The following is a 16,673-nucleotide window of genomic DNA, read 5'->3' as shown; positions in this document are numbered from 1 at the left end:
TATAAATAAAATTATCAGTTAAACTAAATAATATATTTTTTAAGAAAAGGAAAATAAATGAGCAATAATACGAATTTAACAGAAGGCAAAATACTGAGTACGTTGGTAAAATTGGCACTTCCTATAATGGGTACCTCCTTTATACAGATGGCGTACAATTTAACCGATATCATATGGCTGGGACGACTCAGTACAAATGCTGTTGCCGCGGCAGGAGCAGCCGGATTCTTTTTATGGTTTGGAGCATCATTAGTTATGATTACTCAAATAGGAGTTGGAGTAAATGTAGCACAAAGCTACGGTAGAAACGATTTAGAGGGTGCAAAAAAATATATTTTTAACGGTTTTCAGTTAGATATTACAATAGCACTTTTGTACTCTTTGTTTTTATTTGTTTTCAGACACCATATAATAGGTTTTTTTAATTTACAGGATGCTGAAGTTATAAAAATGGCAGTTGAGTATTTAACTATAGTTTCTACAGGAATAATATTTCATTTTTTGAACCCCATATTTTCAACTATTTTAAACAGCTCCGGAAACAGCATCACACCTTTTAAGATTAATACAATAGGATTGATTGCCAATATATTAATAGATCCCCTATTGATATTCGGACTTGGTCCCATACCTGCATTAGGTATAAAAGGAGCTGCATTAGCAACCATATTATCGCAATTTTTCGTATCATTATTGTTTTTTGCAATCGGAAAAATATATAACACTATTTACTCTAATGTAAATTTGTTTGTAAAGCCTGAAATTAGCATACTCAGAGAGATTGTAAAAATAGGTATTCCACCTGCTATGCAAATGGGATTGCACGCGGTTATAAGTATGATTATAACAAAAATTATCGCAGGATTTGGTCCGGTAGCAGTTGCTGTTCAAAGCATCGGCTCACAAATCGAATCAATAACCTGGATGACGGCAGACGGATTTTCTGCCGCCATATCAGCTTTTACGGGTCAAAACTACGGAGCCGGTAAGCTTCAACGGATAAAGGACGGCTATCATAAAGGTATTCAGGTATTAGGCGTCTTGGGGATTTTTTCTACCCTGCTTTTAATTTTCGGAGCTGAAATGCTGTTTACTTTATTTGTTCCGGAGGACCCTGCAGCCATTAAAGAGGGGATAATATATCTGAAAATTTTGGGACTGTCACAATTTTTTATGAGTATAGAAATAGGAACCACAGGCGCATTCAACGGATTGGGCAGGACGGTTCCTCCAACTGTTAACGGCATTATTTTAAATGCACTAAGAATTCCTTCAGCCATATTGCTTGGCTCCGCAATCGGACTTTCAGGTGTATGGTGGAGCATCAGCGTATCGTCAATTTTCAAAGGAATTATATTGTATATATGGTTCAAGATAGCATTTGTTAAAATAATGAAAGAAAGTACTTTAAGTCATCCGGAGCAAATGCAAGGAGGAAATTAATGAAATATATTTGTTCGAAATGCAATGCTGCAGAAGAGGTTACAACCTATAAAGCAAAATGCGATTGCGGAGGTCTGTTTATGCTTGATTTTAAGCCTCCTAAATTTGATTTGTCTTTAATTGATAAAAATACATGGAGTATCTTCCGTTATCGTAATTTTATGCCCTTATTGGATGAACAGTGGAGAAATATTTCACTTGGAGAAGGTATGACTCCAATTATCCGGTTCAATGAAGACGTAATTTTAAAAATGGATTACTTCATGCCCACACTGTCTTTTAAAGACAGAGGTGCAGCTGTTTTAATATCTCATTGTAAATCAATAGGTGTCGGCTCCGTAGTACAGGACTCAAGCGGTAATGCCGGAAACAGCGTAGCTGCATATTGTGCCAAAGCAAATATTGACTGTGAAATCTTTGTTCCGGAAGGAACGTCTCCTAAAAAAATCGATATGATTAAATCTCATAATGCACGTGTAAATGTGGTTCCCGGTTCAAGGGATAATTGTGCGGATGTATGCCGGTCAAAAGTTGAAGCAGAAGGAAAATATTATGCCAACCATGTATACAATCCGTTTTTCTACGAAGGAACAAAGACATATATATACGAGGTATATGAACAGCTTGACAGAATCCCTCAAAATATATTTGTTCCGGTGGGAAACGGCACATTGTTCATTGGAATAATTAAGGGTCTGGAAGAATTAATCGAAAGTAATATTATCCACAAAATGCCAAACATTATCGCAGTGCAGAGCGAAAATTGTGATCCTTTCGTAAAAGCTTTTGAAAGCAAAGAAAAACACCCTGCTGTAATATCGCCTCAACCGACCTTGGCCGAAGGAATTGCAATAGGTGTCCCCATGAGAGGTGAAGAAATCTTAGAATATACTTATAAATATAATATCAAGATGATTACCGCACCTGAAAATCAAATTTTAAATGCGAGAGCTGCCCTTACGGCAAAAGGTATTTACTGCGAGCATACCACGGCAGCAACCTATGCGGCATATCTGAAATATTGTGAATTATACGGAAAGACGCCTGATTCCTTAATACCGATGTGCGGAGCAGGACTAAAATCAGACCATTAATAACGTCTTAATCATAAGTAAAAATATAAGTAATATAGCTTGTTGTTTCATCCATCTGCTGTTGAACAATAAGCTCCGAATTGCTGTGGTTTAACATATGTATATCAGCTTCATACAATTTATCCATTAATTTAAGCATTATTACAATACTTACAGGTGAATCCAGGTTGTCATTGGTGAAGGACATAATTTTGTTAATGTCTTTGCTGTTAATTGCCTCCATGCTGATTGCATCCATTTGGTTCGCGCATTCTAAATCAAGGTAGTGCGAAAAATCAACTGACGAAATAAACAGTGTTTTATCTGTGTCCACCAAACAACTTAAGTCATCAACTAATTTTTCTACATCCTCTAACTTTGTCTGCTTAGTCATGGCTAATGTTACTATTTTTACATCATCCATGTAATACTTTACGAACGGAACAATACTTGAAATGGAATGCTCTTTCGTCAGCTTACTGTCGTCTTCTATCAAAAAGTCATTTTGCAACAGCTCTCTTGTAATATTTTGTTCCGTTCTTAACACACCCATGGGTGTTTGCCAATCCTTTAATGTAGTAAAAACTTTTCCCATTAAAATACTTTCATGGTCCGGACCTATTAAAACCACCGTTTCATATTGCTGTTTTCTTATATTCTGAAAAACCTCATGTATCAGGTCGCTTGCAAGCAGGTGATGAGGAAGTATGGAGCCGCGTATGGCGGCTCCGTGGTTATATAATTCAAATTGTTTAATATTAACAAAATCAACAGGATCATAATATAAGCATTCTATATTATTTTTACTGTTAAAATTAATATTATTTTCTGTCTGCGGAGACGGTTTCAGGTCAGTTATTACAAATACCGCTATTATTAAAAAGACTACTAAAAATATTTTCTTCAATGCTTTCCTCTATTCTGCAGGCTGATGAAAAAGTTTATCCTGCAAGGCGCCGAAGGCCGGGCAACCGCAGCGTATTAGACATACGTGAGGATTGACCGGACGAACGGCAACGACGCAGGGGGGCTTTTCAGCAGCCTGCTAATTTATGGTTAAACTTGTTTTATCAACATAATTTAATTTAGCTTCTATACTTTCCTTTATTACGGCATAATCAACGGTATATTCTCCCTTTTGAGCTGCCTGCATATAGAATTCAATCGGTCTCACAGGCTGATCCTTGTCGTAATGATAATAAAATGTAAGTTTTTGGCCGTCAGCATAAGCCCGGTAATCCTCAATGCCTGCCTTGACATATCTGAAACCCGACGGAACTACATAGGTTATTTCGTAGCTTCCGTATTCAACAGCGGGAACAATGCTTGGAGTTATGGTCACTGTTACAAGGTCTGACTGATTGTATTCTTTTTGCTCCGATGCCGTACCACTAAGCTCATAGCTTATGTCAATAAACATTTCATCGGATTTATTTTTATCTAAATCATCCTTATTTCCCAACGCATCGACTTTGCACGCAATACTCCCTTTGATACCGCTAAATTTAATATCCTTTATTTTATCCTTAGTGATTGCAAAGCTTTCTCGGTCAAACAGCTTCAATTTATATGTTTTTTTAGTACCGTCTGCCGTTATTGTCACTTCTCCGGACAAATCCTTGATTTCATCTAATTTCATGATGTCCCTGTTCATAATGTATATTAATTGTTCAAAGTTGCTCAATGTATTTTTAGATGGCTTGTTATATATATATCTGAACAGCTTATCTCCGGTATCAAAATTCTTAAGCTTTCCGCCCAGCACCGATAAAAGTGCGGTTATTTCATAATTATCCGTATCATTCTGTTTGTTGTCATAGTACAGATAATCACCTGTTTTTGATGAGCCGTCTATGAATTCTTTATAATACTTGTTTGCCGTTTTCTTATCTCCCAGCTCTGCCAAAGCCAATGAAAGATATATCTTATCTCTGTTCTCCAAGCCGGATTTGTTATTCTCCAGCAAATCATAAATTTTAAGCAGCACAGGCTCCTTATATTTGCTGAGTCCCCATAGCGCTGCGGAAACATCGGTATTATAATCCTCAGTTCTTTTCAATGTATTTTCAAAGCAAACTTTGAATTTAGTATTTAAGTATTCATCATCAACTAAATTGGCTAATTTGACCGTTATCTCAATATCCTCTTCAGAATACGGCAACAGCTTATATCCCATGTATCCCTGATTAATCGATGATTCATATTCGCTTATTTTAGCCCTGAACTCCTCCTCAGAAAAGTCTATATTCGTTTTAAAGTAATCATTTATATATTTTTTAGCAATCAATGAACAAACTGTCTGATCAATTCTTCGCCCTCCGCCTGAGGAAATCAGATCCAAGCTGTTATAAAAATCGGAACGGCTTTCATTAAACAATGTTATAACAGGATTAGAATATACCTCATCCAATACCGTTTGTTCGGTAAGCTTATAGTAATCCGTATTGTTAAAATAAACGTAAGATTCCACGACTGAGAATTCTTCCTTTATAGCATCCTTATTGTTTTTACTGCCTGCGTCCACATATATTTCATAAATTCCTTCATCCAGCTTGCCTAACAAAATATTGGTATAATCACCTATTACACCTTTTTGATTTACAACCGTTTTCTTACCTGTTTCTTTGTTTACAACGCTTACGTTGTAATTTACCTCTTCACCTGCAACAGCAGCGGTTCCGAAGGTTCTTAAGGATACATTGATATTATCGTCCTTAAGATATTCCTCACCCATTATTAAATCCACAAAAAATGGAAGGCTGACAGTTATATTTTTTGTACCGCTGCCCACATAAAGCTTATCTGATATACCCTGGTACGTTATCCTCCAGGATGTCAGATTGTCAGGCAGCTTAAATTTTACGTCTGCCTTACCGTCCTTATCGGTGGTCACAGATGTGAAAGCAGTCGTGTCGTCAAAATCATCTCTGAACGCATTGTCATTACCGCCGCCGCCTCCCATTTCTGCCATGCCGGGACCGTCGGTGTACGGATCAACATTAGAAAGATATGATTTAATAACCCCGGGATACCACGCATATCTGTATGGACCAAAATATAAATCATTTAAGGTATTTACATTCTTTTCAAATACGGCAAAATACGCTTCATCTACGACACTTATATTTATATCCGCTACGCATGGTCTGTTGTTCTCATCAAATGCATGTATACTAAAGGTCGCTTCCTCCCCCGGCTTGTATTCCTCCTTATCGGTTGCAACATCAAAATACATTTGTCTTTCTGTCACATCATATGCTATATAATTATCAACAGGATACATATATCCGTTCTTGATGTATATTCCTTGTATTAATACTCTTGAAATATAATCCTCCTTGAAAGGGAATTGTATTTTTGTACTGTCAAAATTAATGTAGTCAACCAGTCCGTTACGTGCAAACAGCAATATGAGATTGTCGTTGTCGCTGTCGTTTATGTCAGTATTATCGTATACTAACTTCATGCTGACATTCTCGTTTAATCTGTAGTATTCCTTGTCGTCATCTTTCTCTAAGCTGTAGGACAATCTGCTGTATGGTGTGTATATTCCACCAATATACGTTTCCTCCTGAATCGTTCCATTTACATCATAATATGATGCTGTTATTTTGTAGCTTTTGTCCTTATCAAAATTAGGTATCTGTACATTCGCAACACCTCCGACAATATCTACATTTTCATTATAGACTGTATTTTCAATTCTGTTGTAATTATAATATATCTGATTAACCTTGTTTATGAAGTCGTAGTGTTCCCCTGCCTTTTCCTTTTCATAATATATTTCCGTCATCATTACGTTGACAGGTGCATCTAAAGTTTTACCTCTTAAAGAGTCGAAATCAACATAATCTGCATTGTAATCCTTGATTATTAGCTCATGGAGCATAATGTCCACTGTAGTAGGATTATCAGCATTCCTGTCCATCTCAAGCATTTTATTATTTGGAAAAACACTGAAGCTGTCATACAGGTTTACCGCCATATCTTCCGCTTCCTTGTTGTAGCTGCTGATATTTACAGTTACAGGTCTCCAGCCCATACTCTTAACCGCAGTATTTATATTGAAGGTTTTTTCTCCGTTTTCACTTAATATTACTTCCTGTTCCGTATTGCTGTAATCTATAAATCCGTATCCGCCATAACCATATGTATTCACTCTCACTTTTAAATCAGGAACGGGATTCCCGTCAAAGAAGTCAGCATTAATTTTATACGTTAAATCATCACCGCTGTACATAACTTTTTTGCTCAACTCGCCGCTCATTGTGTACAAGGGCTTAGTGTACTTTCTCACTTCCACATATTCCGAAGATATCTGGAAATCATTGTCGTATACATCAATACGCAGTCCGCCTGATGCCGCATTTTTTAATTCAAATTTAGTTTCATATGTGCCGATATCCGTTAAGTCAGCTTCCTTACTGTCTACAGCCATTCCCGTATACGTCTCCACAAGATCTATTCTGACCTTATTTACGGCACCCTCGTGCCTGCGTCTCGCAAATCCCCACACGTTGACGATGTCTGTAGGCATGTATACGGGTCTGTCCGTATCTATATACCTGAAATATTCTGCCGCATAGTTCATGTCTCTGTAATAATAGTATTTAAACAATTCACCGTCAGCATAAATAAAATCATTGTAGCCATCAGCTTCAAGCCTCATAAATATCGTTTTATAATCCTCAGCTTTTTTGTTTATTGCCAATGCTCCGTTTTCGTCAGTCACGCCTATCTTTTCACCATTTAGAAATACACCGGCATTTTTAATACCCTTGCTGGTAATGCTGTCTATTGCATACACTAAAATCTGCTCTCCAAAAATTGCATTGTACAGCATCATATCGTTTATCTGCATGAACAAACAGGAGCTCGTACCTTCTACGCTGAACTCCAATAAATAATAACCTTTTTTCAGTTCGCCGGGTAATTCAAACAATGCTTTGGAGCTATAAGAAAATTCTGTATCAACAAAGGGTTTTTGATTTATTGTATTTATATTGGTTAATCTGCTGCCGTTTTTGACATCATCAGGAAACTTGCCCGTTGCGGCATATTTATTAATATCGTTGGCAAATTCATCATCGCTCTTGTACTGATATATGTTTATTGTAAACTCCTCATCATTGTATTGATTGTTTATATTTGCGCCGATTGCCTTTACGTTGCCTTCGGCTATATTAATCAGAGGGTTTTCGAAGTAAATTTTAGCAAGTTCATCAGGCTCAGTCTTAAAGCTTAAAACATAATCCTCTTTCAGTTCCTCGGAGCCGTCATCCAATCCAAAGCCTTTTTTAATTGTTACGGTATATTTCGTATTATTCTCTAATTTTTCGGGCGCAAAAATAACAGAGTTTTCATTTTTGATAAATCGGCCCTCCACTTCAGGTACAATTTCAAAATATTCATCTATCTCTTTAAGGTTGCTAAGGGAAAAATACATTTCTATGCCGGAATGAACGGGAACATAATTGCTCTCACAGCCGGGAATCGTACTTTCAACCTTAAATTCTTTCTTCGTTTGAAACGCCCACGAATATTCGTAGGGCTCATCATTTAACTTGACCTGATAAATTTTATCATTCTCTAAACTGTTTAACGGAATGATATTAAAAACAGTTTTGGATATTTCTTCGATTTTAAATTCTTCTTCAGGAACTATCTGAAGGTTTTTCTTAACATAACTTTTACTTATGTTATCCTTGCTAACCAACTGAAAGCCTGTAGAATTATCAATTCCCTGCTTATCCGATTTTAATGCGGTAAGCTCAAATTTATTCTCATCATATTCCTTTTCAACCTCAACAGGCTGATTAACCTCAGTATTATCCTTCTTAGTACATGCTGTTATTATTAAAATGATACACAAAAGTAACGCTAAAATTCTTCTACTCATGATATCCCCCAATTTTATTTACTATTACAGCAACATTATACTTTAGTTTCAGAAAATTTTCTACCACAATATGTAATTAGTTTTTACTGTTTTTATTTTAAAATGCGGACAAATATTTGTCCGCGACATATGAAAACAGTATATACTAATTCGCTTCAAGGGAACTTTTTATGCGAATTAGTATTATTTCGTACCTTTATTAATTATCCGCATAGTATAATGCAGGAGGGATTTAAATGAATAAGTCAAAAAAAGCTGAAATAGGAATGCAAAATTTTGAGGAAACCTTTAGATACAATAATGTAGATGTTATGAAGCTTACTATCAAGTATCCGGTTATAAAGCTTCATAATAACCCGGATGCACAGGCAATGATAAATAACCAAATAGCTATTGAGGTAAACGAATACCACAGATATGTTTCCGACTTTCTATACAATCAGGCAGTAAACGACTATAAAGATTCACAAGAAAATAACTACCCATTCCACGGCTATGAAGCATATATGGAATATATAATTACTTACAACGATAATTGCTTTTTAAGCTATTATTATGACAAGTATGAGTATACCGGAGGAGCTCACGGTATGACTTTAAGAAGCTCAGATACATTCGAGCTGAGCAGGGGCACAAAAATTCCGCTGTATTGTTATTTTAAAAGGGGTTCAAATTACAAACGTAAGCTTACATTTGAAATAATTAAGCAGGCAGACGAAAGATTAAAAGAAAATCCCGGTATTTACTTTGATGATTACGAAGGATTAATTATTAAAAATTTTGATGAAGATAATTATTTCCTTTCACCGGATGGATTGTCCATATACTATCAGCATTACGATATAGCCCCTTATTCCACAGGCATAGTGGTATTTACAATTCCATACGAAACAATAGGATGGTATCCATCCTGCTAAAACCTAAATTAAACATAGAACATACAACCGAGGGGACTGTCATGTCCCCCTTTACTCATTGCAATACAATTTCTCTTATTATCCCGCAAGCTAATCTCTTTCCCGAATTTCCTGACGGCTGCGTCCTCGAATCATCAGGGTTCTGGTGAATGATGATTGATTTTCCGATTATATCGGATACATTAAATCTATCTGTAAAAAATGACATCCTTGAATATCCGTCATTAGAAAATAAATTAGGAAAATCTCCAGCATGGTTTCCGTGAGGTTGATTATCCGGATTCCAATGTTCTCCTGCAGCTGTAAAAGGTTCATCAGGATTTCCTACATCACATGTACCGTTTTCATGTATATGAAAACCAAATGGACCTATCGGACTATTTCCGTCCGCTGCAGGGCTATATGGAGGTAAACCGTATATTTCGGCGGAAACTTCGGTTCCCCCCGTAACATCTATAAATGTTACCACACCCTTTATGTCCGGTTCTAACGGTCCTCCCGATATAAATGCTGCCGCTCTGCGTTGTTTATTAATGCCTTTATTCCCCATAAAATCATTTTTTAAAAAATTGCATTTGTAATTTTTGTACATACTATCCTCCAATTTTCAATATATAATATAGTATGGAAAATCGAAAAAATAGTTACGTGATTGTTGGATTAACCACTTATTTCAGAGTCCAATTTATTCCACGATTAATTTGCTTCAATAGATGAAAAAATAAAAAGAAAAATAAGAGGATATAAAATGAAAAAAGAATATAATAAAAAAATATTTACAGAAGCAAAACAACCTATGGATCAAATAAGAGCAGATTCTGTTCAATATATGGAATTAAATGATTTTGTGGAATTGGAAGGAAAAAAATACAAAAAAACGGATGACATTGAAGATATAATAAATAAATTAAAATAATAAAAAAATGGAGGTTTATCTCACCTTTTGGATTTATATAACATAAGATATTATGATATATAAAAGAAAGGAATGAGTAAATTTGTATAACAGAGCTTATCAAGACCCATATTACAGCAATTACCCCTGGTATAACTATAATCCACCCTCTTATAATCCGTATTTTATAAATGAATATGTTTTTCCTTATATGCCGATGATTACGGAAATGAATGATTACATCAACTATGCACAAAATAACGGAATGCTTGAATTAATAGATTATGGACCAGAACCATTTGTAGTCAATATTAAAGAAGCAACACTGCAAAATGATAATTTCCGTACTGCATTATGGACGGGAGATAACCTACAACTTACATTAATGAGTATTCCTGTAGGAGAAGAAATCGGCTTGGAAATGCATCCGGATACTGATCAATTTATCCGCATTGAAGACGGTCAAGGACTTGTTCTAATGGGAGACACCGAAGACAATTTAGATTTTCAAGAAATGGTATACGATGATTTTATATTTATAATACCTGCAGGAAAATGGCATAATTTAATCAATATGGGCAATAATCCATTAAAGCTATACTCATTATATGCGCCCCCTAATCATCCGCACGGCACGGTACATGAAACAATAGAAATTGCAGAACAAGAAGAAAACCTTTAAATAATGTTAATCAGCAAGATATAGGCTGTTGAAAAAGTTTATCATGTAAGGCGCCGGAAGTCAGGCAACCGAAGCAGGAGGGCTTTTTCGGCTGCCTATTGAACTTCAATATAGACATCTACATTATAATTAGGCGATAAAAACGAATCATTATTATCTATTAATATTTTAATCGGAACTATGGTTTCACCATTATTGTTAAATGCCATTTGGGAAATATATTTAACACTACCCTCATATTCACGCATTCTGTCAGCTACGGGAATACTTTTCACCTTTGCTCCTACCTGTATATCTTTGATAAATTCTTCTAAATCAAATCCCTTTATATAAAGCTTTTCTGTTTTCGTCTTTGATATCTTGATTTCTTGTTCAGACAATTTATAAATACCACCGACAGATAAATCTCCGACTGTATAATCAACTCCGTCGATTTGGTCATTTTTAATTTTAAATGTACCGGATGGGGAATTTCTGTCAGAGAAGATAATTAGTTCAGCCTTACCTGTATATTTAGCAAAACTATCGCAATAAAAATGAGTATTATTCCAATAGCATTTTGAACAGTAAAACTTCTTTAGATTTTTTAATAATTAACCAAATTTAATATGCTTTCATATAATGATTAGATAGATAACGCATATATTATTTTTATTAGGAGGATATAAATGGCTATCAGACCACCTATTCTACGAGCCGGTGATACCGTAGGAATAGTTACCCTCGGCAGCCCTCGCGATGCCGAAACAATTGATTCAAGAATACAAACCCTTCAAACAATGGGTTTTAATGTTTTAGTGGGTGATACTGTGTATTCTGATGCCGGTATTGTTTCTGCATCACCGGCAGAACGAGCATCGGATTTAATGAATATGTTTATTAACCCTAATGTCAGAGCTATTATACCTACAAGAGGTGGTACAGGTGTATCAGATATTATTCCTTATCTTGATTATGATCTAATAAGACGTAATCCCACGATTATTACCGGATACAGTGATATAACAATATTATTAAACGTTCTGTATGTATTGGCAGATTTAATTACCTTTCATAGTTTACTGTTAATAGATTTTCGACCTACCACTCCTGCATATAACTTCAATCAGTTTTTTACGGCAACATCAACATTGACTTCACCCAGACGGCTTGAAAATCCTCCCGGAATGCCATTAATAAGCAGAGTTCCCGGAAACGTAACAGGCACCATAGTCGGAGGTAACCTTACATCGTTCGTAGATTCATTAGGAACTCCTTTTGAGGTTGATACTACAAATAAAATTGTATTAATTGAGGAAACTCACGAAGCAGCAAGCCGTGTTTACAGAATGCTTGCTCACTTGATTCACGCAGGTAAACTCAGAGATTGCGCAGGAATTATAATGGGAGAATGTTCAGGCTGTTATGCAAATTACGACAAGTCGTATGAAGATTTAGTAAACGAAGTAATAGTACCGTTAGGCAAGCCTCTCATGACTAACTTAGCTTCAGGTCATGGAATTTACAAAATGGCTATTCCAATAGGTGCGGTTGCAAATCTCAATACTTACAATAATTCTTTAACAGTTATGGAACCTACTGTTTCTTTGTAGGTCAGATTTTTCAGCGACCTGAAAACTAATATTGCTAATTTACGGGATTTTATATATAATAACTATGTACCTGACAATGGAGGTTAATATGGATAATTTTAAAGATAATGATAAAATTATGATTGAATATGCAGAAATGCTAAAAGCTTTAGCTCATCCCGTAAGATTATGTATAGTACATGGATTAATAAACTGTAACGGCTGTAACGTGTCAAATATTCAAAACTGTTTAAACATGCCTCAATCAACTATTTCTCAACACCTATCTAAGCTTAGAAGCTATGGTATTATAACAGGTGAAAGAAACGGATTGGAGATTATCTATAGAGTCAGCAACGATAAAGTAAAAGCTTTAGTTGAAGCTCTTTTCGAAGAATATAAATAAGCGACTGACACCAAATTTTTGATTTGGTGTCGCTCGCTTATGCTGTAAGTAAAGCCAATAAAAATCCCAGTAATTAATACTATGATTTGTTATATTAATTTTTATTATTTAAATTGTACTTAATAGTAGAAATCCCATGAGTCATAGTGCCCATTGGACAGTAAACACACCACGAACGGGGTTTATATAATAGCATCGTAATAATACCCAAAATTGTAGAAGTCAGCATCATACTGTAAAATCCGAATGCAAATTGCGCAACCCATGATGAAACAAAATTTGTATTAACCCAATGCCATGGCACCTTAAAAGTCCATAGCAGTGTAATAACTTCTTTTAAGTTTGATGTCCCTGCAAAAACTAAATAGGTGTTAAAGAGCATAATCATAAACATAGTCATAAAAAATGTTAAAAATCCATATCTGAATATATTGGATTTTAAAAAATGCGGCATAGGTTTATTCCTTGATAATTGATATTTATTGCCTAACAAATTCAACAGCTGACCTCTGCCACAATATTTATTGCAATAGGTTTTTCCTCCGCCCTTTATAGAAATTATAAGCGGTATGGTAAAGCATATTAACCCTAACCAGGCAAAAATAATGTTAAATAATCCTAATATAAGATAAATAACCGAAAATATATATAAATATTCATTCCATGATTTCTTTTTATTTTTCTCCATCTATGCCACCTCTTCACCTGATACAATTTCTATTGTAGATGCCGGACAAATTTTTACACATTTAGAACATCCTACGCATTTATTTTTATCAACTTCTGCAAAAACTCCTGCCACAATATTGATTGCACTTAACGGACAAGCATCTGTACATGTTCCGCATGCAACACACCCTTTCATGTTAACTTGAGCCTTTTTTCTTACTTTCATATATTACCTCCCTGAATTACATCGATTATTATATCATAATATTGCAATATATCAATATTGTTACTATAAATTTTTTATGTACTTTTTTCCAATAAAAAAGACATAGATATATCTTCAGTCTACGCCTTCAAAGATTTGGTGCCGGATGCTTGTGGTATATTTTATTTAGCTATAATGTAATATTACGGTAAAATTCTTCATTTCTTTTTTTCATCAAGCTGTTGCAAGGATATATGAAATATAACGGTCTTTCAATTGAATAACCTTTCAATGAAAGATAGGATAATTCACCAAGTTCAACTTCCCGCTTAGCAACTTCTTCGTACATAAATGAAATAGCATCCGAATTTTTTAACACTTTTTTTATAATTCCAAAACTGCTTATTTCAAATATTTTATTAAACGAAAGAATTGAATCGTTATTTTGATATAAATAGTTTTCAAAAGTTCGCTGTGAACATCCGGTTTATACCTTTTGGTTCAAATTATTTAATCATTTGACTGTTTTGGAAGAAATCTTTCCAAGGGTCATCTCTCTCAATTCTCAAGAGTGCATCCTCCATATTGATACCGTCAGGAGCAACCGTATACAGCTCATCCCAGGATATAGGCATGGATACCCTTGCACCTTCTCTCGCTCTTAGAGAATAAGGAGCAATGCTTGTAGCACCTCTGGAATTTCGAATCCAGTCTATAAATATCTTGTCTGTACGCTTAGCTTTTCTTATATTACTCGTGTAACGATCAGACCATTTTTGCTCCATAACTTCTGCAACACGTTTTGCAAAATCACGAAATGCATCCCAGTCTGCCACAGGTTTAAAAGGAACAACCACGTGATACCCTTTGCCGCCGCTAACCTTCAGATATGAATTAAGCGATAGCTCATCAAGAATACCTTTGATATCCTCCGCGCCTTGACGCACCTTGGCTAAATCCATGCCTTCGTCCGGATCTAAGTCAAATACCATCATGTCGGGCTTATCAAGCTGTTCAACAATGCTTCCACAAATATGAAATTCAAGTGTTCCCATCTGTGCTTCGTATATAAGCCCGGCAGCGCTTTCAATGTAAAAATAATCTTCTATTGTGCCTATTCCGGTACTTCCCGGGCTTGAATGCTTCTTATAAAAACAATTTTGAGATATGCCCTTTGGACAACGAACGATGCTAAGAATCCTATGTCTTACATAAGGAAGCATTCGCGCAGAAACCTTTGAATAATATCTAACAATATCTTCTTTTGTAATTTCCGGCTCGCTGAAAATTATTTTATCCGGACTCGAAATTTTTACTCCTTCAATAATAAGGTTACTTGAATTTAATTCAATTGGTTTTTCTTCATTTACTGTTGGCTGAAGCATCTCCTCTTCCCTTTCTCTTTTTATTTCCTCCGGCTCCTTGTCTGTTCTTAAGCCCTTGTAGCTTGCCTGCCTTAACAAATTATCCTTAGTCCATTCGGCAAATTTAATTTCAGCAACTAATTCAGGCTCAAGCCACGTAATCTTTTCATTTAACCTAATATCAGGTGTAATTTTAAAAGGTGAATCCGCCCTCTTTAAATTCTCAAATTTATTTTCAAGAACTATCATATTTTTTTCACTGATTCCGGTACCGGCGCGTCCTGCATATACTAAATCATCACCCTCATAAATCCCCAGCAAAAGCGAGCTTACACCTCTTGATCTTTTATCGGAAAGTGAATATCCGCCGATTACAAATTCCTGTCTCTTATCACATTTAAGCTTTATCCAGTCACCGTTTCTTGTTCCGCTGTAAACAGAATCGGCTTTTTTGCCTATTATTCCTTCCATGCCTGCTTCACATGCAGCGGCAAAGCTTTCTTTTCCATGTCCTCTGATATAACGACTGTAATACAAATTTTGCGGGGCATCTTTCATTATGCTTTCAAGCATTTCTTTTCTTTTAATTAAAGGTTGTTCTCTTAAATCCACCCCATCAAGTGCGAGCAAATCAAATATAATATAAGTCAGATTTTGAGATTCCTGATTTTTCATATAATTCTGCAGAGCTTGAAAATCCGTCTTACCGGAAGCATCCGTAATTACTGTTTCTCCGTCCAGGACCATAGCCCTTCTATCAGCCCAATCAATAATTACAGAGCTTATGTCATAAAATCGGCTTGTATAATCATTGCCGTTTCTGGTTACCAATCTTACGTTATTGCCTTCAACAAATGACATAATCCTATATCCGTCATATTTTAACTCATAGAGCCAATCTTCCCCCTCAGGAATATTCCTGACTAATTTGGCAAGCTGTACATCTGCTTTGCTGAAAGGATTTTTAATAACTTTTTCTTCTTTACCCTCTTCTATTTCTGTCATAGTTCGTCCGGTTCTTACACTAAAAGTAAATTCAGATATCCCGTCTGTATTTTTGACATAATCATCTTTTTCCTTCAGAAAAAGCCAATTATCTTTTTTTTCACCGGCTTTTGCTTTTAACCTGATTAAAGCCCACTTTCCCTTGAGACGCCTTCCTTTCAGAACAAATTTAAGCACGCCTTCATTGAGTCCTTTTTCTACATTGACATAAGGCTCCCAATATCCTTCATCCCATATCATGACCACTCCGCCACCATATTCTCCCTTAGGAATTGTGCCTTCAAAATTTCTGTATTCTAACGGGTGGTCTTCAACCTGTATTGCCAACCTCTTTTCATGAGTATTATATGAAGGTCCTTTGGGTACAGCCCAGCTCAACATAGCTCCGTTCCATTCCAAACGCAAATCATAATGCTTACTGCGAGCCAAGTGGTGCTGTACCACAAATCTGAGCCCCTCTTCGGAATTTTCTGTTTTTCCTTCCGGCTCTAAGGTTCTTTCAAAATTCCTTTTTTGATTATACTCGTTAAGAAATTCTTTCATA

Annotated in this window: 15 protein-coding genes; 7 read left to right on the top strand and 8 right to left on the bottom strand. The window is 35.6% G+C overall.

Features of this window, described 5'->3' with window-relative positions; translation table 11 throughout:
* Positions 1-57 precede the first annotated feature (57 nt).
* Both RT412_RS09355 and RT412_RS09350 read left to right on the top strand, forming a co-directional pair.
* On the top strand, positions 58-1,443 hold the full coding sequence (locus tag RT412_RS09355; protein ID WP_313340307.1) for an MATE family efflux transporter: 1,386 nt from the start codon (positions 58-60) through the stop codon (positions 1,441-1,443).
* Complete coding sequence (locus RT412_RS09350; protein ID WP_313340306.1) at positions 1,443-2,537, top strand: threonine synthase; 1,095 nt, start codon at positions 1,443-1,445, stop codon at positions 2,535-2,537. The genes RT412_RS09355 and RT412_RS09350 overlap by 1 nt, the downstream gene beginning before the upstream one ends.
* 7 nt (positions 2,538-2,544) lie before the next feature.
* Here the strand turns inward: RT412_RS09350 and amrB are convergent, their stop codons facing one another.
* Both amrB and RT412_RS09340 read right to left on the bottom strand, forming a co-directional pair.
* Positions 2,545-3,423 carry an AmmeMemoRadiSam system protein B gene (amrB, locus tag RT412_RS09345; RefSeq protein WP_313340304.1) on the bottom strand — a complete coding sequence of 293 codons (879 nt, stop codon included), beginning with the start codon at positions 3,421-3,423 and terminating at the stop codon, positions 2,545-2,547.
* A gap of 138 nt (positions 3,424-3,561) precedes the next feature.
* Positions 3,562-8,415, bottom strand: coding sequence for an alpha-2-macroglobulin family protein (locus RT412_RS09340; RefSeq protein ID WP_313340303.1), 4,854 nt, complete (start codon positions 8,413-8,415; stop codon positions 3,562-3,564).
* Between the two features lie 236 nt (positions 8,416-8,651).
* Here RT412_RS09340 and RT412_RS09335 point away from each other — a divergent pair, with 236 nt between their 5' ends.
* Complete coding sequence (locus RT412_RS09335) at positions 8,652-9,332, top strand: DUF3298 and DUF4163 domain-containing protein (protein WP_313340301.1); 681 nt, start codon at positions 8,652-8,654, stop codon at positions 9,330-9,332.
* A 55-nt stretch (positions 9,333-9,387) separates the two neighbouring features.
* Here the strand turns inward: RT412_RS09335 and RT412_RS09330 are convergent, their stop codons facing one another.
* Positions 9,388-9,882: a superoxide dismutase family protein gene (locus RT412_RS09330; RefSeq protein ID WP_313340425.1), complete on the bottom strand. Its 495-nt coding sequence runs from the start codon at positions 9,880-9,882 to the stop codon at positions 9,388-9,390.
* A 198-nt stretch (positions 9,883-10,080) separates the two neighbouring features.
* Between RT412_RS09330 and RT412_RS09325 the strand changes: the two genes are divergently transcribed.
* On the top strand, positions 10,081-10,248 hold the full coding sequence (locus RT412_RS09325; protein WP_313340299.1) for a hypothetical protein: 168 nt from the start codon (positions 10,081-10,083) through the stop codon (positions 10,246-10,248).
* Positions 10,249-10,330: 82 nt separating this feature from the next.
* Complete coding sequence (locus RT412_RS09320) at positions 10,331-10,909, top strand: cupin domain-containing protein (RefSeq protein WP_313340297.1); 579 nt, start codon at positions 10,331-10,333, stop codon at positions 10,907-10,909.
* A gap of 95 nt (positions 10,910-11,004) precedes the next feature.
* Here the strand turns inward: RT412_RS09320 and RT412_RS09315 are convergent, their stop codons facing one another.
* Positions 11,005-11,289: a hypothetical protein gene (locus RT412_RS09315; protein ID WP_313340295.1), complete on the bottom strand. Its 285-nt coding sequence runs from the start codon at positions 11,287-11,289 to the stop codon at positions 11,005-11,007.
* 288 nt (positions 11,290-11,577) lie between these two features.
* Here RT412_RS09315 and RT412_RS09310 point away from each other — a divergent pair, with 288 nt between their 5' ends.
* Both RT412_RS09310 and RT412_RS09305 read left to right on the top strand, forming a co-directional pair.
* On the top strand, positions 11,578-12,501 hold the full coding sequence (locus RT412_RS09310) for an LD-carboxypeptidase (RefSeq protein ID WP_313340293.1): 924 nt from the start codon (positions 11,578-11,580) through the stop codon (positions 12,499-12,501).
* 88 nt (positions 12,502-12,589) lie between these two features.
* A complete protein-coding gene (locus tag RT412_RS09305; protein ID WP_313340291.1) occupies positions 12,590-12,886 on the top strand; it encodes a metalloregulator ArsR/SmtB family transcription factor in 297 nt (98 codons plus the stop codon).
* A 94-nt stretch (positions 12,887-12,980) separates the two neighbouring features.
* Here the strand turns inward: RT412_RS09305 and RT412_RS09300 are convergent, their stop codons facing one another.
* From RT412_RS09300 to ligD, 4 genes are all read right to left on the bottom strand, one after another.
* Positions 12,981-13,574 (bottom strand): 4Fe-4S binding protein, encoded by a 594-nt coding sequence (locus tag RT412_RS09300; protein ID WP_313340289.1) that lies wholly within the window; start codon positions 13,572-13,574, stop codon positions 12,981-12,983.
* Positions 13,575-13,781, bottom strand: coding sequence for a 4Fe-4S dicluster domain-containing protein (locus RT412_RS09295; protein ID WP_313340287.1), 207 nt, complete (start codon positions 13,779-13,781; stop codon positions 13,575-13,577). It lies immediately after the preceding gene.
* Positions 13,782-13,950: 169 nt separating this feature from the next.
* Entirely contained in the window at positions 13,951-14,193 is a 243-nt protein-coding gene (locus RT412_RS09290) for a LysR substrate-binding domain-containing protein (RefSeq protein ID WP_313340424.1), read from the bottom strand.
* 73 nt (positions 14,194-14,266) lie between these two features.
* Positions 14,267-16,672: a DNA ligase D gene (gene ligD / locus RT412_RS09285; RefSeq protein ID WP_313340285.1), complete on the bottom strand. Its 2,406-nt coding sequence runs from the start codon at positions 16,670-16,672 to the stop codon at positions 14,267-14,269.
* Between the last annotated feature and the right edge of the window lies 1 nt (position 16,673).

The sequence above is a fragment of the Sedimentibacter sp. genome (assembly GCF_032080165.1).
Taxonomy (GTDB): domain Bacteria; phylum Bacillota; class Clostridia; order Tissierellales; family Sedimentibacteraceae; genus Sedimentibacter.
The sequence above is the reverse complement of the archived record's forward strand: the minus strand, read 5'-3'. Positions and strand labels throughout refer to the sequence as shown.